Source organism: Burkholderiales bacterium (assembly GCA_035518095.1).
Taxonomy (GTDB): domain Bacteria; phylum Pseudomonadota; class Gammaproteobacteria; order Burkholderiales; family JAHFRG01; genus JAHFRG01.
On the sequence record DATIXX010000056.1, the window covers coordinates 1 to 25133 of the forward strand.

At 54.6% G+C, this 25133-nt stretch carries 26 protein-coding genes, 1 tRNA gene and 1 pseudogene; 19 read left to right on the forward strand and 9 right to left on the reverse strand.

Translation table 11 applies throughout. The features are described from left to right. From VLV32_09325 to VLV32_09375, 11 genes are all read left to right on the forward strand, one after another. On the forward strand, positions 1-271 hold a 271-nt coding region (locus VLV32_09325; protein HUL42085.1), incomplete at its 5' end, for a pentapeptide repeat-containing protein. A 66-nt stretch (positions 272-337) separates the two neighbouring features. Further along, positions 338-955 (forward strand): thiol:disulfide interchange protein DsbG, encoded by a 618-nt coding sequence (dsbG, locus tag VLV32_09330; protein HUL42086.1) that lies wholly within the window; start codon positions 338-340, stop codon positions 953-955. A 467-nt stretch (positions 956-1422) separates the two neighbouring features. Beyond that, on the forward strand, positions 1423-2307 hold the full coding sequence (locus tag VLV32_09335; protein HUL42087.1) for a ferritin-like domain-containing protein: 885 nt from the start codon (positions 1423-1425) through the stop codon (positions 2305-2307). A 76-nt stretch (positions 2308-2383) separates the two neighbouring features. After that, the gene (locus VLV32_09340) at positions 2384-3211 is read left to right on the forward strand and encodes a ferritin-like domain-containing protein (GenBank protein HUL42088.1); all 828 of its coding nucleotides are present in this window, start codon (positions 2384-2386) and stop codon (positions 3209-3211) included. Between the two features lie 55 nt (positions 3212-3266). Then, positions 3267-4229, forward strand: a complete 963-nt coding sequence (locus tag VLV32_09345) for a lysylphosphatidylglycerol synthase domain-containing protein (GenBank protein HUL42089.1) — start codon at positions 3267-3269, stop codon at positions 4227-4229. A 196-nt stretch (positions 4230-4425) separates the two neighbouring features. Continuing rightward, complete coding sequence (locus VLV32_09350) at positions 4426-5448, forward strand: MoxR family ATPase (GenBank protein ID HUL42090.1); 1023 nt, start codon at positions 4426-4428, stop codon at positions 5446-5448. 111 nt (positions 5449-5559) lie between these two features. Further along, positions 5560-6336 carry an MxaS protein gene (locus VLV32_09355; GenBank protein ID HUL42091.1) on the forward strand — a complete coding sequence of 259 codons (777 nt, stop codon included), beginning with the start codon at positions 5560-5562 and terminating at the stop codon, positions 6334-6336. Positions 6337-6421: 85 nt separating this feature from the next. After that, positions 6422-7231: a hypothetical protein gene (locus tag VLV32_09360; GenBank protein HUL42092.1), complete on the forward strand. Its 810-nt coding sequence runs from the start codon at positions 6422-6424 to the stop codon at positions 7229-7231. Next, complete coding sequence (locus VLV32_09365; protein ID HUL42093.1) at positions 7228-8211, forward strand: vWA domain-containing protein; 984 nt, start codon at positions 7228-7230, stop codon at positions 8209-8211. The genes VLV32_09360 and VLV32_09365 overlap by 4 nt, the downstream gene beginning before the upstream one ends. Positions 8212-8219: 8 nt before the next feature. Beyond that, a complete protein-coding gene (locus VLV32_09370; GenBank protein HUL42094.1) occupies positions 8220-8741 on the forward strand; it encodes an MxaK protein in 522 nt (173 codons plus the stop codon). A gap of 71 nt (positions 8742-8812) precedes the next feature. After that, complete coding sequence (locus VLV32_09375; protein ID HUL42095.1) at positions 8813-9736, forward strand: VWA domain-containing protein; 924 nt, start codon at positions 8813-8815, stop codon at positions 9734-9736. 109 nt (positions 9737-9845) lie between these two features. Here the strand turns inward: VLV32_09375 and VLV32_09380 are convergent, their stop codons facing one another. The 5 genes and pseudogenes from VLV32_09380 to VLV32_09400 form a co-directional block, all read right to left on the reverse strand. Further along, positions 9846-10340, reverse strand: a complete 495-nt coding sequence (locus VLV32_09380; GenBank protein HUL42096.1) for a DUF4124 domain-containing protein — start codon at positions 10338-10340, stop codon at positions 9846-9848. 184 nt (positions 10341-10524) lie between these two features. Then, positions 10525-12597: pseudogene (locus VLV32_09385) on the reverse strand (bifunctional (p)ppGpp synthetase/guanosine-3',5'-bis(diphosphate) 3'-pyrophosphohydrolase). A gap of 134 nt (positions 12598-12731) precedes the next feature. Further along, positions 12732-12938, reverse strand: coding sequence for a DNA-directed RNA polymerase subunit omega (gene rpoZ, locus VLV32_09390; GenBank protein ID HUL42097.1), 207 nt, complete (start codon positions 12936-12938; stop codon positions 12732-12734). A gap of 15 nt (positions 12939-12953) precedes the next feature. Next, a complete protein-coding gene (gene gmk / locus VLV32_09395; GenBank protein ID HUL42098.1) occupies positions 12954-13562 on the reverse strand; it encodes a guanylate kinase in 609 nt (202 codons plus the stop codon). 114 nt (positions 13563-13676) lie between these two features. After that, complete coding sequence (locus tag VLV32_09400; GenBank protein ID HUL42099.1) at positions 13677-14543, reverse strand: YicC/YloC family endoribonuclease; 867 nt, start codon at positions 14541-14543, stop codon at positions 13677-13679. Between the two features lie 86 nt (positions 14544-14629). Between VLV32_09400 and VLV32_09405 the strand changes: the two genes are divergently transcribed. From VLV32_09405 to hemW, 5 genes are all read left to right on the forward strand, one after another. Beyond that, positions 14630-15586, forward strand: coding sequence for a serine/threonine-protein kinase (locus VLV32_09405; protein HUL42100.1), 957 nt, complete (start codon positions 14630-14632; stop codon positions 15584-15586). A 259-nt stretch (positions 15587-15845) separates the two neighbouring features. Beyond that, positions 15846-16754 (forward strand): protein phosphatase 2C domain-containing protein, encoded by a 909-nt coding sequence (locus tag VLV32_09410; protein ID HUL42101.1) that lies wholly within the window; start codon positions 15846-15848, stop codon positions 16752-16754. Next, a complete protein-coding gene (gene rph / locus VLV32_09415; protein HUL42102.1) occupies positions 16751-17476 on the forward strand; it encodes a ribonuclease PH in 726 nt (241 codons plus the stop codon). Before VLV32_09410 ends, rph begins: the two co-directional genes overlap by 4 nt. 99 nt (positions 17477-17575) lie before the next feature. Further along, positions 17576-18172, forward strand: coding sequence for an RdgB/HAM1 family non-canonical purine NTP pyrophosphatase (rdgB, locus tag VLV32_09420; GenBank protein ID HUL42103.1), 597 nt, complete (start codon positions 17576-17578; stop codon positions 18170-18172). 6 nt (positions 18173-18178) lie between these two features. After that, on the forward strand, positions 18179-19396 hold the full coding sequence (gene hemW, locus VLV32_09425) for a radical SAM family heme chaperone HemW (GenBank protein HUL42104.1): 1218 nt from the start codon (positions 18179-18181) through the stop codon (positions 19394-19396). A gap of 9 nt (positions 19397-19405) precedes the next feature. Here hemW and trmB read toward each other — a convergent pair whose 3' ends face one another. The 3 genes from trmB to thiS form a co-directional block, all read right to left on the reverse strand. Beyond that, on the reverse strand, positions 19406-20107 hold the full coding sequence (gene trmB, locus VLV32_09430) for a tRNA (guanosine(46)-N7)-methyltransferase TrmB (GenBank protein ID HUL42105.1): 702 nt from the start codon (positions 20105-20107) through the stop codon (positions 19406-19408). A 3-nt stretch (positions 20108-20110) separates the two neighbouring features. Continuing rightward, the gene (locus tag VLV32_09435; protein ID HUL42106.1) at positions 20111-20914 is read right to left on the reverse strand and encodes a thiazole synthase; all 804 of its coding nucleotides are present in this window, start codon (positions 20912-20914) and stop codon (positions 20111-20113) included. A gap of 91 nt (positions 20915-21005) precedes the next feature. After that, positions 21006-21365: a sulfur carrier protein ThiS gene (thiS, locus tag VLV32_09440; GenBank protein HUL42107.1), complete on the reverse strand. Its 360-nt coding sequence runs from the start codon at positions 21363-21365 to the stop codon at positions 21006-21008. Between the two features lie 175 nt (positions 21366-21540). On the opposite strand from thiS, the gene VLV32_09445 reads away from it, so the two are divergent. The 3 genes from VLV32_09445 (at position 21541) to VLV32_09455 (ending at position 24345) form a co-directional block, all read left to right on the forward strand. Continuing rightward, positions 21541-23001 carry a DegQ family serine endoprotease gene (locus tag VLV32_09445; protein HUL42108.1) on the forward strand — a complete coding sequence of 487 codons (1461 nt, stop codon included), beginning with the start codon at positions 21541-21543 and terminating at the stop codon, positions 22999-23001. Positions 23002-23125: 124 nt separating this feature from the next. Beyond that, on the forward strand, positions 23126-23872 hold the full coding sequence (locus VLV32_09450; GenBank protein ID HUL42109.1) for an SDR family oxidoreductase: 747 nt from the start codon (positions 23126-23128) through the stop codon (positions 23870-23872). Positions 23873-24271: 399 nt separating this feature from the next. Next, positions 24272-24345: transfer RNA gene (locus tag VLV32_09455), tRNA-Gly, on the forward strand. Positions 24346-24633: 288 nt separating this feature from the next. Here VLV32_09455 and VLV32_09460 read toward each other — a convergent pair. Continuing rightward, complete coding sequence (locus tag VLV32_09460; GenBank protein HUL42110.1) at positions 24634-24936, reverse strand: hypothetical protein; 303 nt, start codon at positions 24934-24936, stop codon at positions 24634-24636. Between the last annotated feature and the right edge of the window lie 197 nt (positions 24937-25133).

Sequence of the window (25133 nt, forward strand, 5' to 3'; positions counted from 1 at the left end):
CTCCGGGGCGAATTTTTCAAAGGCCGATTTCAGCTTTTCGTCGCTCACCGGCGTCAACTTGTCGGGAGCAAACCTTTTCGATGCGAATCTCAGTGGTGCCGATTTCTCATCTGCCAACCTGAGCAATGCCAGTTTGCGCGAGGCAAAAATTTTCGACACTGACTTTACCGGCGCGAATTTAACCGGCGCGGATTTTACTGGCGCCGAATTTCGCAACGTCAGGGGACTGGATAAAGCCCAGACCGAAAACGCTAAAGGACTTCCGCACTAGTTCGAGCGTTCCTGAAACATGGATTGCTTAGCCTGACGAGCAATGTTCAAGAAAGCACTGGCTTAAATGAAGGCGCTTATTCAGGCGGTGCTCCTCACAACCATGCTTGCGCCGCTTGCGGCATATAGCGAGGGCCAGCCCGGGCCGCAATCGCGCCCGATGCCGGATAAGCGCGCGCTGTTTCTCCAGCTGGAAAAAGTGGACGTCGTTTCCGAGGGCGCTAAAGATGCTAGGAGCGAGTTGTATGTATTTTTTGATCCCAATTGCTACTACTGCCATCTAACGTGGAAAGCGCTGCAGCCGTATGAAAATGTCGGGCTGCAAGTACGTTGGGTGCCGGTCGCTTACCAGAAACCGAGCTCTGTAGGACGCGCGGCAGCCATCATGGAGGCGCGCGACAGAAAAGCCGCGATGCGCGAAAACGAAAGCAACTATGACAGTGCACACTACGACGGCGGCATCAAGCCAATGGATACGCCACCGGTTCGGCTGACCGCGCAACTACAGGCAAATATCCGGCTCATGCAAGAGTTCGGCGCTCCCGGGACTCCCTTGCTCGTCTGGAAAGATAAGAATGGAAAGGTGCAGACGAAGATTGGTGTCCCGCGCTTGTCGCAACTTCCGCAAATTACCGCGCTCCCGGAACAGAAAGTCACCGACCCGGAACTTGCGAATTTCCATTGACCGCGAATCGCGGCGCAAAAGAACACATCATCTCGTTCCCTTGCGCCAGGCTTGAGGCGGTCCTGTAGTATTAACATCGAATGTTTCGCCTAGCGTTTTACACGACAATGCGTTGGGAGAGCGAATACTGAGATTTATCCGCGGCATCCGGATTGTTCCGGGCGAGCAGCGCATGTGTGGTTGCAGCGGCAAGACGCATTTAGCCCGGTTACCCCGGCACTAGAAGGTGCTGCAATGCCAGATCACCGCGCAACGGGCCGCGCATTGGAGTGAGCTTCGGGCCTTGTTATGCGTGATGAATTATTTCGTTCGCGCCGGTTCGGTGGGTTAAAATTGCCTTCCCGCATCAGTCCCGCATAAAATTGCGCACACACCACCTGTGGCCGATTCAGGCTAAAGCGGAAAAATCGGGTTTCATGAATTTCGTCCAGATATAATTACATCTAACATTCATTCAAAACACGGCGATGAGCAGTGATATAACGGCACAGGCCGAACCGGGCGCGCAAACTGGACAGGAGAAGACTGACGGTCCAGTGACCCCCGGCAGCGAAGCGCACAAGCGGCTTTTCTGCCGCATGCTTCTCGATACTCATAACCCATACAAGCCGGCAATCATCGATTGGCCGAAATTGAACGAAGAGGCGCGCCTGCGCTTGGTTACCTTGCCGATTTGGGACATCGCAGTGCAAACAGAAGGCAAGGCCGAGATCCGCGTGCTCAGCTACGCCAAATTGATCAGCGACCCCCTGCTTAAGCAGGCGGTTGAACTTAACGGATTTGAGGAAGGCCGTCACAGAGTCGTGCTTTCAAATATGGTGGCCGCCTATGGCATTAAACTCGCCGATGAACCGCCATACAACCCGCCGGCCGATTCAGAGTGGGCCTTCATGGTTACGGGTTACAGCGAGTGCGTGGACAGCTTTTTCGCTTTCGGACTTTTCGAACTGGCCAAACGCTCGGGCTTTTTCCCGCCCGAACTGGTCGATACGTTCGAACCCGTCATGCAGGAGGAATGTCGTCACATTCTTTTTTACATCAACTGGGTCGCATGGCACCGGAAGAATTTACCGTGGTGGAAGAGGCCGATCTTCGACGCGCGCCGGGCGGCGGTATTCTTGTTTCTGATATGGGAGCGTCTTGATATGGGGCGCGCGGTGGGCGGCGACAACAACTTTACAATGACAGGACATGAATCGATGGGGATCGATGTGAATATTTCGGGCCTGATGGGCACCTGCCTGGATGAAAACGACCGCCGCATGAGTGGCTATGACGAACGACTGCTTCGCCCCACATTCGTGCCGCGCCTGGTGCGCTTTGCCCGCCGTTTCATGCGCAAGCCGCGCTAAGCCGTACGTAGTGCTAATATTTCATCGCGGCTCGCGAACGTCAGTTGTTAACGAAAATATTCGGGGAGGTGTTGAAGTGAAGGTTGGCTCTCAAGTTCACAAGGAATTGTTCTGTCGCGACTTCATAGATACTCACCAGCGTTTCGAACCAAACGAGCTGCCGTGGCCCAAACTTGACGATAAAGATATCGGACGGCTGCGCGCGGTGCCGTTTTGGCAGGAAGTTTTCCACACTGAGCGCCGTGCCGGAGCAATCGTCGCGGCATTCGCGGAAACGGTTCATGACCCGCTCTTGCGTGAAACAATTGATCTGCAGGGTTTCGAGGAAGCGCGCCACGCGCGCCTCATCCGTTTCATGATAGACCAGTACGGTCTCGATGCGACTGAGCGGCCTCTGGAGCCGCTGCCCGACGACATCGAAACCGCTTTCATCGACTTCGGTTATGGCGAATGCCTCGATGCGTTCCTCGGCTTCGGCGTATTCAAGATTGCGCGTGATTCCGGTTTTCTGCCGGATGCCATGTTTTCGGTTTTCGACATTTTAATGCTCGAAGAGACAAGGCATATCGTATTCTTCGTAAACTGGATGGCCTACCGGGAGGCGCTCCACGGCCGGGGATTTGCGCCTCTTAGGGCGGTCACGGCTGCCAAGTATTACGGCAGGGCCGTTCAGCGGCTTGTCGGGACCATACGTACCGGCGCCGAAGGTGACGGACAGGAATTTTCCGCGACCCAAGCGAATATTTTTTTGGAAGGTTTCAGTATCAAAAAGCTGCTTGCAAACTGCCTCACGGAGAACAAGAGGCGAATGAGCCAATTTGACCAAAGACTGCTCAGGCCGCAGTTGCTTCCGACGTTAGGGCGGCTTGTGTTTTCCGGAATGAAGCTGTGGCCAAGCCGCTGAGCACGGCCCGGTGAATAATGACCTGCCCGAGACCTAAAGAACAGGACCCGGGATCGTGAAAATTGGCAGCAGCCTAATCGCGCTGGCAGGTTTTGCCCTTGCTATATATCTGGTCGGCGCAGAGGGTTTTAATGCGGTATTCCAGTCTCTGAACGCCGCGGGCTGGACCGGACTTGCGAGCATCACCCTGTTTCACGCGCTACCCACCGTACTATGCGGAACCGCTTGGTGGCTTCTGCTGCGTCACCATTCCTCGGAGAGCTGGACGCTGCTCTCTTGGGTTCGCTGGCTGCGTGATGGCATCGACGGCGTTCTTCCCATCGTGCCCGTGAGCGGGGACATGGTCGGCGTGCGCGTCCTTGCGTTACGTGGTTTGCGGCTTGCCGGGGCGAGCGTCATCGTCGATATGACCGCGGAGTTGTTGAGCCAGACCCTATTTGCAGTAATCGGCTTTGGCGTGCTTATCGCAATCCACCCGGACTCGCCTTATCTGCTATGGATTGGCATCGGCATATTGGCGATGGCCGGGCAGTTTATCGGTTTTCTTGTTGCACAGAAGAAAGGATTATTTCGTTTTATCGAGCGTCTGTGGCGCAAGCGCAAAAAAGAGCCTCCGGAAATCGACGACCGCACGCTTCATGACCAGATCATTACTCTCTACAGCGATCGGTGGGATTTTATCGGATGCATATTCATTCATCTCATTGCCTGGATCGTCGGGGCGTTTGAGGCTTGGCTGGGACTCTGGTTCATGGGACAGCGATTGGATATCGGCAGGGTGCTTGCGATTGAAAGCCTGATCTATGCGCTGCGGAGCGTGACGTTTTTCGTTCCGCTCGGGGCGGGGGTGCAAGAGGGTGGGTACGTCCTGATCGGCGGTTTGCTGGGGTTAGGGCCGGAACTCGCGTTGGCGGTTTCGCTCCTCAAGCGCGCCCGGGATCTGATAATTGGAATACCTGCGTTGCTCGTCTGGCATCACATCGAACGGCGCAAGATGGCGCGGGATTCCATATCCTGACGTATATCGCGAGCAAATCCGGCCGAAGGTTGTCTAATCGGGTTTTATCCTTTGTAAACCGCCGTTGCGCGAGGTTGCGCCGTACGCGAGTATAGGGCATTTAAAACGCATTTTCTTTGAAACCAACGGCATAAATTTGCGTGCCTGAAGGGATTGTAATAATCTTGCAAAACCAGCTTTCCGAAATTTATTCCCCGTGAAGTTAGACGATACATTGTTGGAGGATTGGCGCGCCCGCGCGCTCGCCGCAGAGCAGGAAGTCGGCCGCGCCGTGATCGGGCTGGAGCGTGCGGTTCGTCTCATCACCATCGCAGTGTTTGCGCGCGGCCATGTGCTCCTTGAAGGCGACGTCGGCGTCGGCAAAACCACCTTGTTACGCGCTTTTACGCGCGTCATTGGCGGCGCCTACCAGCGCGTCGAAGGTACCATGGATCTTATGCCGAATGACCTGGTGTATTACACTTACATCGGCGAAGACGGAAAACCGCGCGTGGATCCCGGGCCGCTTTTGAAAAGCGGCGAGCAACTGTCAGTGTTCTTCTTTAATGAAATCAACCGTGCCCGCCCACAGGTGCACTCGCTGCTGCTCAGGGTGATGGCGGAACGCAGTGTCTACGCTTTCAACCGCGAGTACCGGTTTCCGTATCTTACGGTTTTTGCTGATCGCAACCGCGTGGAGCGGGAGGAAACTTTTGAGATTTCGGCCGCAGCGCGCGACCGCTTTATGATGGAAATTCTGATCGAGGTTCCCGCGGAAGCTGATAATCAGCGCCAGCTGGTTTTTGATCAGCGCTTTCACGACGTAGACGCGCTTATCGAAGGCGTACGGGCCGATATCCTCGACTACAGGCAGCTGGATGCAATAGCCACGCATATTCAGCGCCAAATTCAGGCCAGGGAGGCACTGCAGCAATACGCGCTGGATCTGTGGCGCGCCACGCGCAACCCGGCCGAATTTGGCATAAGCATCGAAGGCGCGGACATGCAGCAGCTGATATTGGCCGGGGCAAGCCCACGTGGCATGAGCATGTTGCTGCGCGCCGCGCGGGTAGCGGCATGGTTGAGCGGTCGCGGATACGTTGCGCCGGAAGACCTGCAGGCGGCTTATTTCGAAACTGTTGGCCATCGCGTGTTTTTCAAACCGGTCTACGAATTGCGCCGCTCGGAATTAGCGCACGAGCTGATGCGGCGGATTATCGAGAAGATCGCTGCGCCATAACTCGGTTCGGCGCTTACCACCAATCCCGTGGTGCAGGAATTTTATTATCGTATTTGGTGGCGCCCCCGCGGGCCGCGTCCCGGTCACCATCGCGGCACGCAACGTGGCGGAGTGTCCGATTTTCTAGGATATTTGCCGCTGCTGTCTTTTCCGGATCCGCGAAGGCTCGATATTCTTACGAGTTTGCGCGATCCGTTCGAAGAATGGAGGGTGCGCGTGTACAGCCAGAATACCGCGATCTCTGTTTACCTGATTGCCGATTTGTCCGCTTCGATGGGATTCAGCGGTGCGCTGAGGAAACTCGATGTGCTTTCCGATTTGACCGCTTCTCTGGGTTATACCGCTTTTCGCACCGGTGATTCGTTCAGTTTTATCGGGTGCGATGAAACGGTTCGCAAGGAATTTATATTGCCTCCCACGCATGCCAGGGATGCGGGGGTGGAATGGGGCGGAAGACTACGCACATTTCGGGCCACGGGCAAGAATGCTGCGGGACTGCTGCAAGCGCAAAATTTTCTTCGCAGCCAGCGTGGGTTGGTGTTTCTGGTTTCCGATTTCCATTTTCCGCTTAATTTTCTCCAGGAGGTGCTGGGAAGCCTCTCGCGCCACCAAATAGTACCTATCGTGCTTTGGGACAAGGCGGAATTTGAAACATTACCCGCGTCGGGCATCGCTTGGGTTCGGGACAGTGAAACCGGCAGACGCCGGGTGCTGTGGTTGCGGCCGGATTTTTGGGAAAAGACGGCAAAGCGGTTCGCGCAGCGCCGCCGGGATCTTGAGCATGTATTTGCGGCCAATCAAATCCAACCGTTTTTCCTCTCCGGCGCGTTCAAAGCGGAGCGACTTACCGAGTATTTTTTGAGTCGAGGCGCCAGTGCGGCCCGATAATAGAGTCTGGACGGCGGCATTGTGCGCGATTTTGTTTTTGTCAATGCGCCCTGCGTCCGCGAACTCGCCAATACTTAACTTTCAGGTGGCAAACCCGCGACCGTTTGGCTATGTCATCGGCGACACAATAAAGCAGACAATCGAGCTTGAAGCAGCCAAGCCGTTTCAACTCGATACCGGTAAACTTCCGAAGACGGGCCGCTTGGGTACCTGGATCGCCCTGCAAGAGATCAAACTTGCCACCATGCCTGGCCTGAACTCGAATCGTTACCGCCTGAATCTGACCTACCAGCTGATCAACTCGCCCGAGGCGGTAAAGACTCTGTCTCTGCCGAAATTGAGCCTGCAACTGGTGAGCGGGGAAAAGGTAGTAGCGCAGGAGGTTCCGGAGTTTACTTTCAGCGCAGGTCCGCTCACGCCGCCACACACGCCGGCTGCCGAGGGCGTGTATCTGATGCGCCCTGACCATCTTCCACCGCTCATCTCTCCGACAATGCATCGCGTTTGGTTTTTCTTCTTTTTATCAATATTGCTTTTGGCGCTGCTCTATATGGGATATTTGCGCTTTGGGCTGCCTTGGGGAGGACCGCGGCCATTCGCTTGGGCTTACCTGGATTTGAGGCGCTTGGCGAAGCGGGCTGATAGCGACGAAGCATTTCGCCAGGCGCTGCGCAGGATGCACCGGGCTTTCGACCAGACAGCTGGGCGGCCGCTATTTCGCGGAGAGCTCGATGCTTTCTTTGCGCAACGCCCGCGCTTTGCGCAAATGCGGGCCAACACTGAAAAGTTTTTCAAACTATCGCAAAACGAATTTTTCGGTATCGGCGCAGGTGAACGGCCGATGCAGTGGCTGCTTAGATTCTGTCGCGACTGGCGTGGCGCGGAGGCCGAATGAGCTTTGACGTAATTCATTCCTGGGTACTGATGTTGCTTCCGCTCGCGCTTTTGCCATTGCTGCGAACAGGCAGGAAAAGTCTGGCCTATTCCTGGCTGCCGCAGCTTCCGCCCGATCCCATGTCCGATGTGCTGGAATGGCTGCTGCGCTCCTTAGGCGTTCTTGCCTTGGCCGCTTTGATCCTTGGTCTGGCCGGCTTATACCGCTCGGAAGAGTCGATACAACGCATTGGGCGCGGGGCGCAAATTGTTTTGCTGCTGGACCGCAGCTCCAGCATGGACCAGCCTTTCAACTTGCAGCAAATTTTCGATACTAGTCATCCATCCAAGGAGAATGTGGCGCGCGGCCTGCTTGCCAAATTCGTAGCAGGCCATCCCGAAGACATGTTCGGGCTGGTGGAATTCAGCACCAATCCAATACGCGTCCTGGATTTTACCCAGAAACAGGACGTGATTCAGGCCGCGATTGCCGCCGCCGGTATTGGGCGCGGACTCTGGGAAACCGATATGGGACGCGGCCTCGAAGCCGCGCTGGATTACTTCGCCGGCCTTCCCTATACGGGCTCGCGCGTCATCGTTTTGGTTTCCGATGGGGGCGCAAACCTCGACCCGGAAACTGGCGAACGCATTGCAAATCTGATGAGGCGCTACCGTGTTGGACTGTATTGGCTTTACATCCGCTCCTTCAGAAGTCCGGGCCTGTTCGTTCCCGTTCCACCGCGGGAACTCGACACGATGCCTGAGCTGGCTCTGAACGCGTTTTTCAAGAACTTGGGTACGCCTTACCACCCATTCGAGGCCGATAATCCGCATGCCCTGCAGCAGGCAATTGCTGACATAGGCCAACTTGAAAATCATCCGCTGCGCTACGAGGACATATTGCCTAGGCGCAACTTATCCGAATATTGTTTCGGCGCATCGCTTCTCTGCTGTGTGATCCTGCTGCTTGCCAAAAGCATGGAGGTGATGGCTTGGCGTTAAAACACAAAATGCGTTTTGCAATCTACGTCGTGCTCGCGTCGCTCCTTGCCGCGGCCGTGGAAGGATATCAGCTTCATCGCGTTGACGTTTTTAATCGGGCGATACGCGATGGCTCTGCCGCCACATTAAACGGGGGTCTGCCCTACGAAGTTTTGTTCGCCAAGGCTTATTATCTCGATCGCGCGGGCAAGCACCAGCAAGCACTTTCGCTTTATCAAGAAGTGATAAACCAAGGCAATGCGCGGCTTGCGGCCGCCGCGAAATACAACAGCGGCAATATCAATTTGCGCGAAGCGCTGGCAAAGCGCGGCCCGGCGGCCAATGCTGAAGCTCTGCCGCTTATTGAACTTGCCAAGCAAAGCTACCGCGAAGTGCTGCGCGTAGACAGTGACGACTGGGATGCCCGCTACAATCTGGAGCGCGCGTTGCGCCTCGTGCCGGAAAAGGAGGAGAAAGCGGCTACCGCGCAATCGTCCCAAGGAGAAAGGCAGTTTACCACCATGAAATCGTATACCCTTGGGCTGCCGTGATGAATTTTCGCGCTCATAAAAGTCTACTGCGCCGGGATTTGCACTTTGCCTTATTGCTCATAGTTTGCATCATGCTGATTTTCGCGCTGCTCAATCCTCACGCCCGGCTACAACACGACATTTTCGATTACTTGGTGGTAGTGGATATCACGCAGAGCATGAATACCCTTGATTACCATGAGCGGAACAAACCCGTGAGCCGGTTAGCGTTTGCCAAGCAGGCGCTGCGTGAGGCGCTGCTGCGTTTACCCTGCGGCTCCAAAATCGGGCTGGGAATATTTACCGCGGACCGTTCCTATGTTTTGTTTGAACCGGTGGAAATTTGTGCCAATTACCAGGCGATTTCCAGCACGCTTGCGAACATCGACAACCGCATGGATTGGCTGAACAGAAGTGAAATCGCCAAGGGATTGTATTCCGGGCTGAGAACGGTTGTCGGCCTTCCCGGACGCCCCGCGCTGGTGTTCATTACCGACGGCCAGGAAGCCCCGCCGATTAATCCGCGCCTCCCGCCGGTGTTCAATGGGAAACCCGGCGAGGCCAAAGGCGTGATCATCGGCGCGGGCGGTTTGACTCCCATGCCTATTCCCAAAACGGATCCGGACGGCAGACCGCTGGGTTATTGGCGTGCCGATGAAGTGCTTCAAAACTACAACGTTGATCGACCGGGGACGGTCAAAGGCGAGCAAATGCTCGAACCGACGGGACCGGTACCCAACGTTGGCGCCACGCCTGGGAGAGAACAACTGTCGGAACTGCGTGAGCCTTACCTCATTTCGCTTGCCGAGAAAACCGGTCTGTACTACCGCAGGCTTAAAAATTCTGCCGATATGAGTGCCGCCCTCGAGAATCATGACCTGGCGCAGCAAACGGAATCGCGGGTCTCGATCGCCTGGATTCCCGCGCTGCTGGCGTTTATCTGCCTTGCGGTTATTTACGCCATTCCAGCCGATTATCGCCGTGCCTCAACGCCCGGTTCGAAGGTTCCAAACTGACGCCCACTGAAATCATGGCATTCACCACGACGAAGATTTTTGCGACGGTTATAAACGGGCCCGGCAAATATCGCTAGCTGCCGTTGAACCGAATAAATTGCTCATCAGCCTACATCAGCTGATTTCTTGCCTGATAAGCGTTATCGAGACGGGTTTTGGCTTCCTTCACGGCATTCTCCATCGCATCAAGTCGCTGGAAATAGCTTTGAGTGAGACGAGCAAAGCCGCTTGCCGTGCCTTTGGTTTCGCCGGGTCTGGGAGTGCGGCCGTTTTCCAGGTCTTCTTCCGCCTTCTTGAGTGCGGCTTGTGCGCGAAGAATCTCCTGGTCGGCCTGGCGCCACTCCTCTTGTTTGGCGCGTATTCTCTCGAGGGCAGCCTGATCTATTTCTTTTTGCTTGGCTTCCATCATCAGGACTGCTCGCCTTTGTTCGGGCGAGAGAGTTGCGACTTCAATCGTCTCAAACTTAACTGAACCTGGCGGTTTCATGTTTGAATACGTGACAACACCGTCTTTTCCGGCGTACTTATAAATTACGTCCGCGAATGCAACGCCGGATTGGCCTACTAAGGCCAGAAATAAGCAGACTGCAAAAACTTTAGACATTTAAGCCCTCCTTTGAGCGTTGGGCTCGATGAGTTAGTAAAATATAAAAGTTGGACTGCAAACGCCTGGAAAGCGTTCGATTCGCCGTCAGTTTTGTTGGCGGGCACGGGTGGAACCAATTACTTCGGCCGCTAAGATATTAGGAGGGTTATTTGGTGCCGCGTTTGAATTGCAGCTGTCAGCCCTTGACTCGAACAATTCTCACAACTTCTGGAATTCTGCGCAGGTTTCTCATTAATTGCGCGAGATGAAGGCGGTTGGTAACCTGCAACGTAAAGTGAATGCTGGTGTAAGCGCTGCCCTCGCCTTCTTCCATGCCGACGTTATCAATGTTTGAGCCGGCCTCTGCGATTTCAGCGGCGACCTTGGCCAGAACCCCGCGCTGGTTCGCTACCGTTAATTCTATGCTGACATCAAACGACTTGCTGGTTCCCGGACCCCATTCGACATCCAAGATTTTTTCCGGTGGCGCATGAATTTTGGCCATCACCGGGCAATCATGAGTATGTATCACCATACCCTGGCCCTTCTTGATATAGCCGATTATAGGGTCGCCTGGAATCGGCCGACAGCATTTGGCGAATTGGATCGCCATACCCTCGGTGCCAAGTACGGTCACGGTGCCCGGGATCTTCTTGCCTTCCCTGGTCAACGGCCCGCTTAGCGAAAGCAGGCGCCTCGCGACTACAACTGCGAGACGTTTTCCCAAGCCGATATCGGCGAGTATTTCTTCGCGGGACTTGGTGCCGCTGTCACGCAGGAGCTTGTTCCATTGGTTATCGTCGATCTTGATTCGGCCCGGTTTAAGTGCCCTGAGCGCCTGGTTCAAAAAGCGCTCACCCAGCCGCACCGATTCTTCGTAGTGCATCGTTTTTAGAAAATGCCGGATATGTGAGCGCGCCTTCCCGGTGGCCACAAAGCTCAGCCAGGATGGATTGGGTTTGGCATGTGAGGCAGTGATGATTTCAACGCTGTCGCCGCTTTTAAGCTCGGTCCTTAGCGCCATTAACTCGTGGTTGATTTTCACGGCAACGCAGCGGTTGCCGATGTCGGTATGCACGGCGTAGGCGAAATCGACTGCAGTGGCGCCGCGCGGCAATGCCATGATTTGGCCTTTGGGCGTGAACACGTAAACCTCATCAGGAAAAAGGTCGACTTTGAGGTGTTCCAGGAATTCGACCGAATCGCCGCTCTCCGATTGGATTTCCAGGAGGTCTTGCAGCCATTGATGCGTGTTTTGCTGCAGCTCGTTGAGCGATGCTTCAGAACTTTTATAAAGCCAGTGGGAAGCCACTCCGGCTTCAGCGATGCGGTGCATGTCGAGCGTTCTGATCTGGACTTCGATGGGCGTGCCAAACGGCCCGAATAATGTGGTGTGCAGAGATTGATAGCCGTTGGCCTTTGGTATTGCAACGTAATCCTTGAATTTTCCCGGAATCGGCTTGTATAACGCGTGTAAATGGCCCAACGCCAGATAGCAGGCTGCCATGTCTTTCACTATGATGCGGAACCCATAGACATCCAGCACTTCCGAGAAGGATAGCGATTTTTCAATCATTTTCTTGTAAATGCTGTACAGGTGCTTTTCGCGCCCGGTGACCTGAGCTTCTATTCCCGCGTCCTGCAGACATTGCTTGATGGAGTCCAGAATCTTGCCGACCACTTCGCGGCGGTTTCCGCGCGCCGCCTTGATCGCCTTGCTCAGCACCTGGTAGCGGGCGGGATAGAGATTGCGGAAGGCGAGTTCCTGCAATTCCTGATAAATGGTGTTCAAGCCCAGACGATTTGCAATCGGCGCATAGATTTCCATGGTTTCGCGCGCGATGCGGCGCCGCTTTTCGGCCTGCATTACATCAAGCGTGCGCATATTGTGCAAGCGATCGGCAAGCTTGATCAAAATCACGCGCACGTCACGCGCCATCGCCAGCAGCATTTTACGGAAATTCTCGGCCTGCGCCTGTTGCTGGCTGCGAAACTCAATTTTGTCGAGTTTGCTTAAGCCATCCACCAGCTCCGCCACCGGCTTGCCGAACCGTTTGCTTATCTCATCCTTGCTGACATGCGTATCCTCAATCACGTCGTGCAGCAGCGCCGCCGTCAGAGCCTGCGGATCAAGATGCCATTGGGCGAGAATATTGGCTACGGCGATTGGATGCGAGATGAACGGATCGCCGGTCTTTCGATACTGTCCTTGGTGAGCGGTTTCACTGAAATGGTAGGCTGATTCAAGCTGTGCGATATCCTCCGACTTCATATAGCCGGATAATTCCTTAAACAGGAGCTCCGCATCGGACATTTCTGCTGTCAACCATCAGTGATCGGCGCAGCCTTCAGCAATCAGCGGTACGTTGCCGCCATGCCTGACCTGCTTTTATGATTGCTGGCTACTGGCTATGTTTGGGACTTGTGCAGGATATCGACCCCGACCAAACCTTGCGCAATCTCGCGCAGGGCAATAACCGTGGATTTGTCTTTATTGGCCTCCAGCATCGGGCTCGCCCCGGTGGCGAGTTGCCTGGCTCGGTAGGTTGCGGCCAACGTCAGCTCAAATCGGTTGGGAATCTTTTTCAAACAATCATCAACAGTAATGCGCGCCATTGCCCCTCTCGCAAATCATTTCAGGCGGCTAATCAAGTCCCGGTAACGCTCGAGTTGTGGCTTCAGCTTCAGCCGACAGCTGCGAACGATGCATTGGAGATCCTGCACAGCCTGCTCGAACTTATCGTTAATGATAACATATTCAAACTCATTTACATGGCCCATTTCGGCGCGCGCAGCCTTAACACGGTTCGCGATGACCTCGGCATTATCCTGGCCGCGTACGGTGAGGCGCTCTTCCAGTGAGGCAAGCGACGGCGGCAGGATGAAGATGCCGACCGCCTCTGGAAAGATACGGCGCACCTGTTGCGCCCCTTGCCAGTCGATCTCCAGGAGCATGTCATATCCACCCAGGATGGCGTGCTCAATCCAGCTTTTCGAAGTACCATAGCTATGGTCATGTACTTCGGCATGCTCAATGAACTCACCCCGATGGATCATATCTGCGAATTTTGCCTGAGTCACAAAATTGTAATGTTTTCCGTCTTCCTCGCCGGGACGCGCTGGCCGCGTGGTGTAGGAAACGGATTTAATCAGCTGGTGGTCGTTTTTTAAAAGTGCGCGCACTAGGCTTGTCTTGCCTGCGCCGGATGCTGCAGTAACGACAAAAAGGATGCCGGTCATGATACGGTAAAGTGCGCAGGGTAAGGTGTAAGCGGTAAAACAGTGAAGGCAAAATTTTTATTGACATTAATTAAACCTACACTGGAACACTCCTCCATCCTCATGCCGCAAGCCTCACTCGATATTTTGGATTTGCTCGCGCATTTGTTCGATCAGCACCTTAAGTTCTATCGCCACGCGCGAAACCTCGGTGTCCACCGACTTTGAACCTAACGTATTGGCTTCGCGGTTCAGTTCCTGCATTAAGAAATCCATGCGCTTGCCCACTGCGCCGCCGCGGTCCAAGATTCTTTTGCTTTCGACAAGATGAGAGCACAGGCGCGTCAATTCCTCGTCCACGTCGACCTTTGTGGCAAACACCGCAAATTCCTGCCGAATTCGTTCATCCTCGAGATTAATCAGCGCTTCCTGCAGGCGGCCGCCGAGCTTTTCCCGGTAAGCGGCCATGATTTCAGGAAGGCGCTGAGTTATCCCGAACACCAGTTGCTCCATTTTTTCGATTCGACCAAGCAGCAAAGCCTTGAGTTTTTCGCCTTCGCGGCGGCGAGTCTGGTTGAGCTCACTAAGCGCGTTTTTGAGTAGCGCGACGCAAGTGTCGCGCAAAGTTTCCGGCGATAGAACGTCGCCGCTCAGCATGCCGGGCCACTGCAAGATGTCAGCTGCACTTAAACTCCCGGCATCGGGCAGAGCGGCCTTTACCTCGAGATTTAATTCGGAAAGTTGTTTTAGGAGATTCGCGTTGAGTCGCGGCGCGTGCGGCGTGGTGGTCAATGGCTCGAAACCTAACCGGCAATCTACCTTGCCGCGGCCCACTTCGCTGACGATGAGGTCGCGCAGTACAGGCTCGAGCAATCTTAGCTCCTCCGGTAGCCGCATTTGGATGTCGAGGTAACGGTGATTAACCGAGCGTAATTCCAAATTCAGGGTCCCTTGTTCAAGGTCTTTAGTTGTTACGGCAAAACCGGTCATGCTGTGGATCATATGTTTTCTTTAACAGCGCTTTACTTTAACCGCGCAAATACCGACAATAATGGGCATTTCAAAACATTAGCATATCCTTATTCGGCATGAATTCACAGGCCAATGTGGCGCTTCCAGACGGTTTCCAGTTGCTGAATTACCGCATCGACAAGCAACTTAGCCGCGGAGGTTTCAGCTTGGTTTACCGCGCCTTCGATGAACACGATAAACTTGTAGCGATCAAAGAATATCTGCCAAGCGCTTTGGCTTTGCGCAGAGATGGTTTTGCGGTACATGCTATTTCCGATGAGAACCAAGCAGTCTTTCGTTTCGGCATGCGCTGTTTCTTCGAGGAAGGCAGGGCGTTGGCGCGGATCGTCCATCCCAACGTGGTGCGAGTACTGAACTTTTTCCGCGCGAATGAAACTGTTTACATGGTGATGCGGTACGAGCGCGGCAGAACCATGCAGAAGCAAATCCAGTCGCACAAGCACACCATCGGCGAGAGCTTTATCCGCCGCATATTCGGACACTTGCTAAACGGCCTGCGGGAAGTGCATACGCACAAGCTACTGCACCTGGATATCAAGCCCGCGAACATCTATTTGCGCGCGGTAGACGGATCCCCGGTGCTCCTGGACTTCGGCGCGGCGCGCCAGACTTTGACTCGCGACAGCCCTAAATTGAACCCCATGTATACGCCGGGTTTCGCCCCTCCCGAGCAGTACCAGGGCCTGGAACTGCTGGGGCCATGGAGCGACATCTATAGTGTGGGGGCCAGCATTTACTCATGCCTTGCGGGCGTCGCTCCGCAACCCGCTGATGCCCGGTTGTTTGAGGACAAGCAGCAACCTGCCAAGGAAAAATGGCATGGCGAATACTCTGACGAGTTGTTGGAGATTATAGATTGGTGCTTGCGCCTCGATCCACAGCAGCGACCGCCGAGCGTGTACGCTCTGCAAAAGATCTTGATAGAAGAACCCAAGAAAGCCCCAAAGAAAAATTTTCTGATGAACTTGCGCAGCAAGTTCGGCCTTGGCAGCAATAATGAGCCTCTAACATAATGAAACGGATTTGCGTTGCTGGCCAAAAAGCGATGAATGCGCGACGCGAGGCGCAACTCGATGCCGGGACATCGAGTAAGGCGAGCAACAAAGCAAGCGCGCTTTTTGGCCGCAACCCGCAGGGACGGCGCGGATTTCGGCGCATGCCTTTGTCACTCGCCGCTTATTGGAGAATAACCCAACTGCGCGGCTTGCTTCGCGGCCTGCATCCGAAATCGCGGCCGTCGCAGTGTTCGATTCATTATGTTAGAGGCTCTGAGTGAAATTCACCATCTATCAGAGCAGCCGGATCGGTGGCAGGCGATACAACCAAGACCGCATCGCCTATTCCTACAGTCGCGACGCGTTGCTGATGGTGCTCGCCGACGGCATGGGCGGGCACCTGAACGGAGAAGTGGCGGCGCAATTTGCGGTGCAGCTCATCTCCGAGAGCTTCGAAAGACACGCTAAACCGAAGCTTAAAAAACCGCAATTGTTCCTTGAATATGCATTTGAAAATGCGCACCGTGCGATTTTGAGCTATGCCAGCAATCATCGTTTACAGGACACGCCGCGTACAACGTGTGTCGCATGCATCGTGCAGGACGACGTCGCTTACTGGGCGCACGCCGGGGATTCGCGCTTGTATCTGTTCCGCGGCGCAAAACTGGTGACGCGAACTCGCGACCACTCCAAGTTACAGGATATGCTGGACAATGGCAGCATTAGCCAAAAACAGGCGGCGGTGCACCCTGAGCGCAACAAGGTTTATAACTGCCTTGGAGGGTCCGCACCGCCGGAGGTGGAGCTCTCCGGCAAAACACGCATGCGGCACGGTGATACTTTTTTATTATGCAGCGACGGCTTATGGAGCCCGCTTAGCGACAATGAAATCCTTGCCGTCGTTTCCGGTTATCCGGTCATCCAGGCCGTACAGCGCCTGATTGAAAAAGCTGAATCGCGTGCGGGGGACAAGAGCGACAATATCAGTGCTATCGGCATGATGTGGAGCGTGGATTCCACTGCAGCGCCCGATTTTGAGGTTTCTACTCAAACCATGCCCGCCACTGCGTTCACGACACGAATTAGCGGTTTCGATAGCACGCATGAGACTCCCGCGGTCACCGACGAGGAAATCGAGCAGGCGATTGCCGAAATCCGGGATACCATTGGGAAATATTCTAAATGACCACGCGTTCTGGCGGACGCAAACCCAACGAGTTGCGCGAAGTCCGGATTTTACGCAATTACACCAAGCACGCGGAAGGTTCCGTTTTGATTGAATGCGGCGATACCCGGGTGATATGTACGGCGAGCGTGGACGAAAAGGTGCCGCCATTCCTTAAAGGAAAAAACCAGGGCTGGGTGACCGCCGAATATGGCATGCTGCCCCGTTCCACAGGCATCCGCATCCAACGCGAAGCTGCGAGCGGCAAGCAATCCGGCCGCACGCAGGAGATACAGCGGCTCATCGGGCGGGCGTTGCGCGCAGTGGTCGATTTGCAAAAACTGGGCGACCGTACCATCCAGATAGATTGCGACGTGATCCAGGCGGACGGCGGCACCCGCACCGCGAGCATCACAGGCGCTTTTGTGGCATTGCACGATGCGGTAAGCAAACTGCGAAAACAGAAATTAATTAACTCGTCGCCGCTGACCGATTTTGTCGCTGCCATTTCAGTCGGCATGTACGAAGGAAGGCCGGTACTGGATCTCGATTACCGGGAAGACTCGGCGTGCGATACCGATATGAACGTGGTGATGACCGGGAACGGAGGCGTGGTCGAAATCCAGGGCACCGCTGAAGGCGACCCGTTCAACCGCGAACAGATGGATGCCATGCTCGATCTAGCGCGATACGGTATCCGGCAGCTCATTGCCAGGCAAAAAGCGGCGTTGAAAGTTAAGTAAGGCATTTGCTGCGGAGGATGCAAAGACAAATCATTTTAATGTCATGTTGCCCGGTTTTTGGTTTCCTTTGCGTCCACTGCGGTTAACAGGTTTTAATCCGTGCAAAAACTGGTCATAGCCAGCAACAACCCCGGAAAGCTGCGCGAGATTAAGGTGCTGCTTGCGGGGCTCAATATTGAGGCGGTGCCACAGTCGGCTTTTAATGTTCCCGAAGCGGAGGAGCCGCATGAAAATTTCATGGACAATGCGCTCAGCAAGGCGCGCCAGGCCAGCAGGTGCAGTGGCCTGCCGGCGATCGCCGACGATTCCGGGATTTGCGTGGAAGTGCTGAACGGCGGTCCGGGCGCGCTTTCCGCGCGCTATGCAGGCGAACCGAAGTCTGACGAGCGCAATAATCTAAAGCTACTTCAAGTGCTGCACGCCGCAACTAACCGGCGCGCGTATTACCACTGCGTAATGGCCTTGGTGCGTCATCCCGACGACCCGCAGCCGCTGGTTGCCGAAGGCTCATGGCACGGCGAGATCCTGCATGAACCGCGCGGGGAAAACGGCTTCGGCTACGATCCACTTTTTTACGTGCCGGAGCTTGGCAAGACCGCTGCCGAGCTGCCATTGGAAGTGAAAAACGAAATCAGTCACCGTGGCACGGCACTCAAGAAACTTGTGGCCATGCTGCAGACTGCGCATAACGAGTAATGAGTGATGCGTAACGCGCAAAAAGAAAGGAATTCCGAAACCGGAGCCTATGCTGCAACGGTTACGAGTCACCCGTCACGATTTTTGGAAGCGTTGCCGCCGCTGGCCCTGTATATTCATATTCCCTGGTGCGTAAAGAAATGCCCTTATTGTGACTTCAATTCACATGAAGCACGCATGACGGTTCCTGAGACGGAGTATGTCGAGGCGCTGGTCTCCGATCTGGAAACCGCACTGCCGCAGGTCCAGGGGCGCAGGATTCAAAGCGTGTTTTTCGGAGGGGGCACGCCCAGTATCTTTCAGGCGCAGACAATTGAAGCAATTCTTACAGCGGTGCGCGCGCTGTTGCCCGTCGAGCCGTGCGCCGAGATTACCCTTGAAGCCAATCCGGGCACGTTTGAAGTGCAGAAATTTGCCGCGCTGCGTTGTGCCGGCATAAATCGCCTGTCTATCGGGGTGCAAAGCTTCAACCCACGACATCTAAAGGCGTTGGGACGAATTCACAATGAACAAGACGCATTCCGAGCTGTTGAAACCGCACAAAAACTTTTCGACAATTTAAATCTCGATTTGATATATGCGCTGCCCGGTCAAACGGCGGACGAAGCTCGACAGGACATCAAAAATGCGATTTCTTTTTCACCCCAGCATATATCCGCCTACCATTTGACCATCGAGCCGAATACGCTTTTTCACCGCAATCCGCCGCAGCTGCCTGACGATGAATCAAGCGCTGAAATGCAAGAGATGATAGAAGAAGAGCTCGGGGCGCACGGCTACCAGCATTATGAGACTTCTGCGTTCGCGAAAACCGATTTCCAGTCCCGGCACAATATGAACTATTGGCTATTTGGCGACTATCTCGGCATCGGCGCAGGCGCTTACAGCAAGATTAGCTTCAAGCGGAGCATCGTTCGCCAGGCTCGCTACAAGCAGCCGAAGGACTACATGAGCCACGCACTCCAGGGAAAGCCGGTGCAGGACGCGCACGACGTTACAAATCGCGATCTGGAATTTGAGTTCATGTTGAATGCACTGCGTCTAATTGGCGGTTTTCCCATTGCCTTATTTGAAGAGCGTACCGGCCTTCCAATTACTCAGCTGCAAAAGCAACTCGCCACTGCCGAACAACTTGGCCTGATCGAAAGGAATTTTCAGCGCATAGCGCCGACCCCGCTCGGACAGCGCTTTTTGAACGATACCCTGCAATTATTTTTACCCTAACGTTCCGGGTTACAGCTTTGTGAATACGATATCCCAGACCGGGTGTCCGAGCCTCAATCCCCGCTGCTCAAATTTGGTGAGTGGACGGTATTTCGGGAGTTGCGCGTAATCCCGTGCGGTGTTGGCTAACTGTGGTTCACTGCCCAACACCGATAAAATGTGCTCAGCGTAATCTTTCCAGTCGGTCGCGAGGTGCAGATAACCGCCGGTTTTGAGCCGCTCGCACAGCAACGCTACTAAATCAGGCTGGATTAGACGCCGCTTGTGATGGCGTCTTTTGGGCCAGGGGTCGGGAAAAAAAATGTGAATGCCGTACAGCGAGGCCGGAGGAATCATGTTTCGTACGACCTCCGTTGCATCGTGCTGGATCACGCGGAAATTGGTTATGCGTGCGGCTTCGATCTTGTTTAGCAGACTTCCCACACCCGGCGTATGCACTTCGATACCCAAATAATCATGTTGCGGATTAGCCTGTGCGATAACCGCGCTTGATTCGCCCATGCCGAAGCCAATTTCCAAAATTTTAGGCGCATTGCGACCAAACAGCCGGTCCAGATTCAAAGCGCCTTCGGAATAGGGAACACCGTATTTTGGAAGAAGTTCGCGGTAAGCGCGACTCTGGGCTTTGGAAATTCTTCCCTGACGAAGGACAAAGCTGCGAATAGTGCGCATAGCAGTGTATTCGCTTGAGGCAGCGGGTTCGCAAAGCATGATTTACGCAGCTTGATTCTTGCCGCTGGCGGCGATTATGCCCTTGGTTGGGGAGCTGGGCACTGCGCTATAAAGTCGCTTCGGCATGCGCCCCGCGAGATACGCTTCGCGTCCAGCTTCGACGGCTTTTTTCATTGCACACGCCATCAGAACGGGATCCCGCGCAGCGGCGATTGCGGTATTCATCAGCACGCCGTCGCAGCCCAGCTCCATGGCAACCGTGGCATCCGAAGCGGTGCCGACCCCCGCGTCCACAAGCACGGGCACCTTGGCGTTTTCAATGATAATTTGCAGATTATACGGATTGAGGATTCCCATTCCCGAGCCGATCAACGAGGCCAATGGCATAATTCCGATGCAACCCGTCTCCTCGAGCTGCTTGGCAACAATTGGATCATCCGAAGTGTAAACCATTACCTTGAAGCCTTCTTTCACCAGCTTTTCCGCGGCACTCAGCGTTTCAACCACGTTCGGGTAGAGCGTGTGCGGGTCGCCCAGCACTTCGAGCTTCACGAGACTGTGGCCGTCAAGCAACTCGCGCGCAAGGCGCAGCGTGCGCACCGCGTCTTCCGCGCTGTAGCAGCCCGCGGTGTTCGGAAGAAGCGTGTAGCGGGAAGGCGGAATGAAATCAAGTAGGCTGGGCTCCTTGGCGTTCTGGCCGATGTTGGTACGGCGTATTGCCACCGTCACAATTTGCGTACCGCTTGCCTCAATTGCGGCGCGCGTCTCAGCAAAATTTTTATACTTCCCGGTGCCGACGAGCAGGCGGGACGTATAGGACTTGCCAGCGATTATTAAATTGTCCATATCGAATTCGTAGGAAGTAAAACCTAAAGGGTGAGGTGTTAAATCACGGGCATTTACTGCTTACTCCCAACACCTGACTCGTCACCGCAGTTTAGCCCCCACCGACTGCAATAACAATTTCGAGCTTGTCGCCATCACAAAGCATTTCCTGCTTGAAACGGCTGCGCGGTACGATTTCGCCGTTTCTTTCCAGCGCGAGGCGTTTTCCTTTGAGCTCCAGCCGCTCCAGCACTTGAGCAATGCTTATGCGGTCGTCAAACTGCTGCCGCTTGCCGTTGATGGAAAGTGCAATCACCTTGTGACTATGCAAAATGGAATACCAAAAACTCATTTTATCACGCGGCAATACCCCATAGGTAAACAGAAAACAGGCGAGCTCGCGCACGCCGGGGTCATTTTGCAAGGATTTTAGGTCTTGAAAATGGGGCGTTTGAGGGAACAATTCTGGCATTTCAAGCTCTAGAGTATAGATTGACGGCGATGAGTGTCTGTTGCGCCAATGGGCCTTGAGTTGAAACCGGACTAAAAAATTTGACTGCGGGTCGTGGCGCGGCGGAGGAGCTTGATGGCATTGCCGCACATCAAGAGACGGTCATGTTTAAATTCAATAATTTGAGGAGAAAGGCATGCTTGGGCGCGTAAACAAAACCAAGTTTCTTGTAATTTTTCTATTATCGCTTGCAGCGTGCACACAGCCGAATCAGGGGCAGACGCGGCAGGTGCCGCCGCAGGTTTCATCGTCTAGCGCGCCGGCCAGCGCCGCATCGCTCCCGGATTTCACTTCATTGGTGCAAAGAGAGGGTCCGGCGGTGGTCAATATCAGCACCACCCAAACCATACACGAGCAAATGGGATACGGCCCGATGTTCAATCTTCCAAAGGACGATCCGTTCTACCAGTTTTTCCACCGCTTTTTCCCGCCTACGGTTCCTGGCCCGCAGGAATACCAAGGCCATTCGCTGGGTTCGGGATTCATCATTAGCGGCGATGGCTATATTTTGACCAATGCGCACGTGGTGAACGATGCCGAGGATATAACAGTTAAATTAACCGACAAACGCGAGTTCAAGGCGAAGGTAATTGGACTTGACCAGCGCAGCGATGTTGCCCTGCTCAAAATTAACGCCACCGATTTACCGAAAGTTGAGATCGGCGATTCGTCCAAGCTCAAGGTCGGTCAGTGGGTTGTCGCAATCGGTTCGCCGTTCGGTTTTGAGAACAGCGTGACTGCCGGCATCGTAAGCGCCAAGGGCAGAGAGCTGCCCGATGAGAACTACGTGCCATTCATTCAAACCGATGTACCGATCAATCCGGGCAACTCCGGCGGACCCTTGTTTAATCTTCAAGGTCAAGTGGTCGGTATTAATTCGCAAATCTGGAGCCGTACGGGCGGCTATATGGGATTGTCATTTGCGATTCCCATCGATGTCGCTATGGAGGTGGGCACGCAGTTGCGCGAGCACGGCAAGGTGACCCGCGGCAGGCTGGGAGTGGGCATTCAGCCGCTCACTGCGGAGCTGGCTCAGTCATTCGGTTTGTCGAGTCCTTCCGGAGTGTTGATCGCTTCCGTGGAGAAGGGCAGTGCTGCGGAGCGGGCTGGGCTTCAGCCGGGTGACGTGATACAGAAGTACAATGGCAAGACGCTGGGGGATCCGGTTGACCTATCACGGGTGGTTGCCGCAACACACCCGGGAACGCGGGTGCAACTGCAGATTTGGCGTAAAGGAACTTCAAGGACATTGAGCGCAGTAATCGGCGAGATGCCTTCCGAAACGGTTGCCGCGAACGGCGAGCAAGAGAATCCGAGTGCGAACCGTCTTGGACTGGTGCTGAATAATCTTAATGCCGAGCAAAAACAGGAACTGGACGTAGACCACGGCTTATTGGTGAAGGATGTCTCCGGTCTCGCAGCCAAGGCCGGTATTCAGCCGGGGGATGTGATACTCGCGCTTAACAACAACGAAGTCAAAGATACCGCGCAATTCAAAAAGCTGCTCGGTGAAGCGGGTACAGACAAGACAATCGCGCTGTTGGTAAAACGCAACGACGCGACAATTTATATACCTATCAAAATCAAGGAAGGTTAATTCGCTGTTGACTACGGAACGTCTGATCAAGTCCCGCAGGGTTGCGAAATTTTTGGTTAGACGGCCCTGAGCGCACATCGAGAACTTCCACACAGTGAGCAACCATCAAGATTAGGAGTACAACATGAAAATCGTCGTCATCGGTGGCACTGGACGTATCGGAACTAAAGTCGTGAAAAAGCTTCGCGACAAGGGCCATGAGGCCGTGGCCGCTTCACCTTCGAAGGGAATCAACTCAGTCACCGGCGAGGGGCTTGCTAAGGCGCTCGTCGGCGCGCAGGTCGTCGTCGATGTCGCGAATGCGCCTTCGTGGGAGGACAAGGCCGTCCTGGAGTTCTTCGAAACGTCGGGATGCAACCTCCGGGCCGCGGAAGCAGCCGCCGGGGTCGGACATCATGTGGCGTTGTCCGTTGTCGGCACCGACCGCTTGCTCGCGAACGGTTACTTCCGGGCGAAGATGGCTCAGGAAAACCTGATCAAAGCGTCCTCGATCCCTTACACGATCGTTCGTTCCACTCAGTTCTTCGAGTTCGTGAACGGCATTGCCCAGTCGGCCACCGAAGGGCAGACCGTCCGGCTTCCAGCGGCCATGATGCAGCCCATCGTGTCGGACGATGTCGCCGACGTCTTGGTCGATGTGGCTCTTGCGAAGCCGTTGAACAGCACCATCGATCTGGCGGGTCCTGAACCGATCCGTATGGATGAGCTGGTCCGGCAATTCCTCAGCGCAAACGGGGACGCCCGAAAAGTGATCACCGACGCCCGCGCGCTCTACTACGGCATAAACGTGAACGATCAAAGCCTCACTCCGGGTAAAAACCCTCGACTTGGAACAACGCGCTTCGGCGACTGGCTCAGCCACAGCGTCTAACTAAAAATGGACACCAAAAGTGGTGCCTAATCTGTCGAATTCTGCCTTTTGCGTTGTCATCCTGCAAGTAATTCAAGTCAAGCTCGAGAAGCGGGGGTGGGAAGTATCGAATTGTCGTCTCAGTGCCTTACAATGGCTACAGTGGTGAGATATACGATTCAATGTGAGAGAGTCTTCGACCAGCTAACCGGGAATAACCAAATTTGGTAGCGGCCGTTTAAACAGCAGTTCAGAGACAGGCGTATTCAATATCAAGGCAGTCACAACAGTTACCACCCCTACCGTCTGTAATTGTTCGACAGTTAACACCCGCTGACTGTAACACTCTAGTAATTGCCCCACCGTTTGTAACTGTGAATTGCCCTGTGGGGTGGTCTCCCCGTAGAATTAATAGGGTAGGCGGGTGTAGTTCAATGGCAGAACGACAGCTTCCCAAGCTTTAGACGTGGGTTCGATTCCCATCACCCGCTCCATCGCTCGCGTCCGATGCGAGTCAGATCGGCAAGCGCGCGCTGTTCGGCACCCGTCTCAACCGCAAAAGGGGGTTCCCGTCATCATCGGGCTCGGCTCCGGGCCACGGCGCTGCGCGCAAAATCAAAAAATGAGCGTCGTCGCCTACGGCGTTCCGGCAGACAGTCCCGTATTCACCGGCGTTAATATCGGATTGCAGTCGACTTCAGATGAAGCCGGGCGGAAGTTAGACGCCCCGGCTTAGCGCGAGCTTTGTCAGGTCAAACGGCGACCACAAGCCGGAGTTTCGCTTATTCGCGTTCTTTCTTTTCAAAATGCGAGCGCGCCTTGGAGAATGCTTCGCTTAACCTCGTCCAAGCCTCGTCTGCACCGTGCATCACGTCCATCCATGCCTCGCCCGATGCTGCCTGAACTTTTCGTAGCTGTTGCATCGCTTCGTCGCGACGCGAGCGAAAAGCCTTGAGCTGCTTATCATAATCAGCCTTTAACTTGGTTTGAGCGGCTCGGGACTTTTCTTCCCACTTGGCGATTTCACCGTTCCATTGGTCGAGCTGAGCCTTCAATTTTTGCACATATTCATCGCGCGTCATCATAGCGTTCTCCTCGTCGCTGAAAGGAAGGGAACAATTAACTGACTACTGAATTATATACCACGCTCCGACAAGCGTAGAAGATAAACGCGGAGCCGCAGCATTTTTTCAATTTCTGTTGTGGAACAGCCGCTAAAGTCCGGGTTATTTTAGGCTGTTATAATGTTAATTTAAGAAACATACACCAAGCTTTGCTATCC

Bases quoted from the DNA above. Each gene is read 5' to 3' on its own strand.
- VLV32_09400 (HUL42099.1), bottom strand. From the start codon at position 14,543: ATGATCCACAGCATGACCGGTTTTGCCGTAACAACTAAAGACCTTGAA.
- VLV32_09445 (HUL42108.1), top strand. From the start codon at position 21,541: ATGCTTGGGCGCGTAAACAAAACCAAGTTTCTTGTAATTTTTCTATTA.
- VLV32_09375 (HUL42095.1), top strand. From the start codon at position 8,813: ATGCTGATTTTCGCGCTGCTCAATCCTCACGCCCGGCTACAACACGAC.
- hemW (HUL42104.1), top strand. From the start codon at position 18,179: ATGCGTAACGCGCAAAAAGAAAGGAATTCCGAAACCGGAGCCTATGCT.
- VLV32_09450 (HUL42109.1), top strand. From the start codon at position 23,126: ATGAAAATCGTCGTCATCGGTGGCACTGGACGTATCGGAACTAAAGTC.
- VLV32_09460 (HUL42110.1), bottom strand. From the start codon at position 24,936: ATGATGACGCGCGATGAATATGTGCAAAAATTGAAGGCTCAGCTCGAC.
- VLV32_09380 (HUL42096.1), bottom strand. From the start codon at position 10,340: ATGTCTAAAGTTTTTGCAGTCTGCTTATTTCTGGCCTTAGTAGGCCAA.
- rph (HUL42102.1), top strand. From the start codon at position 16,751: ATGACCACGCGTTCTGGCGGACGCAAACCCAACGAGTTGCGCGAAGTC.
- VLV32_09405 (HUL42100.1), top strand. From the start codon at position 14,630: ATGAATTCACAGGCCAATGTGGCGCTTCCAGACGGTTTCCAGTTGCTG.
- gmk (HUL42098.1), bottom strand. From the start codon at position 13,562: ATGACCGGCATCCTTTTTGTCGTTACTGCAGCATCCGGCGCAGGCAAG.
- dsbG (HUL42086.1), top strand. From the start codon at position 338: ATGAAGGCGCTTATTCAGGCGGTGCTCCTCACAACCATGCTTGCGCCG.
- VLV32_09435 (HUL42106.1), bottom strand. From the start codon at position 20,914: ATGGACAATTTAATAATCGCTGGCAAGTCCTATACGTCCCGCCTGCTC.
- VLV32_09365 (HUL42093.1), top strand. From the start codon at position 7,228: ATGAGCTTTGACGTAATTCATTCCTGGGTACTGATGTTGCTTCCGCTC.
- VLV32_09335 (HUL42087.1), top strand. From the start codon at position 1,423: ATGAGCAGTGATATAACGGCACAGGCCGAACCGGGCGCGCAAACTGGA.
- VLV32_09370 (HUL42094.1), top strand. From the start codon at position 8,220: ATGCGTTTTGCAATCTACGTCGTGCTCGCGTCGCTCCTTGCCGCGGCC.
- rpoZ (HUL42097.1), bottom strand. From the start codon at position 12,938: ATGGCGCGCATTACTGTTGATGATTGTTTGAAAAAGATTCCCAACCGA.
- trmB (HUL42105.1), bottom strand. From the start codon at position 20,107: ATGCTTTGCGAACCCGCTGCCTCAAGCGAATACACTGCTATGCGCACT.
- thiS (HUL42107.1), bottom strand. From the start codon at position 21,365: ATGCCAGAATTGTTCCCTCAAACGCCCCATTTTCAAGACCTAAAATCC.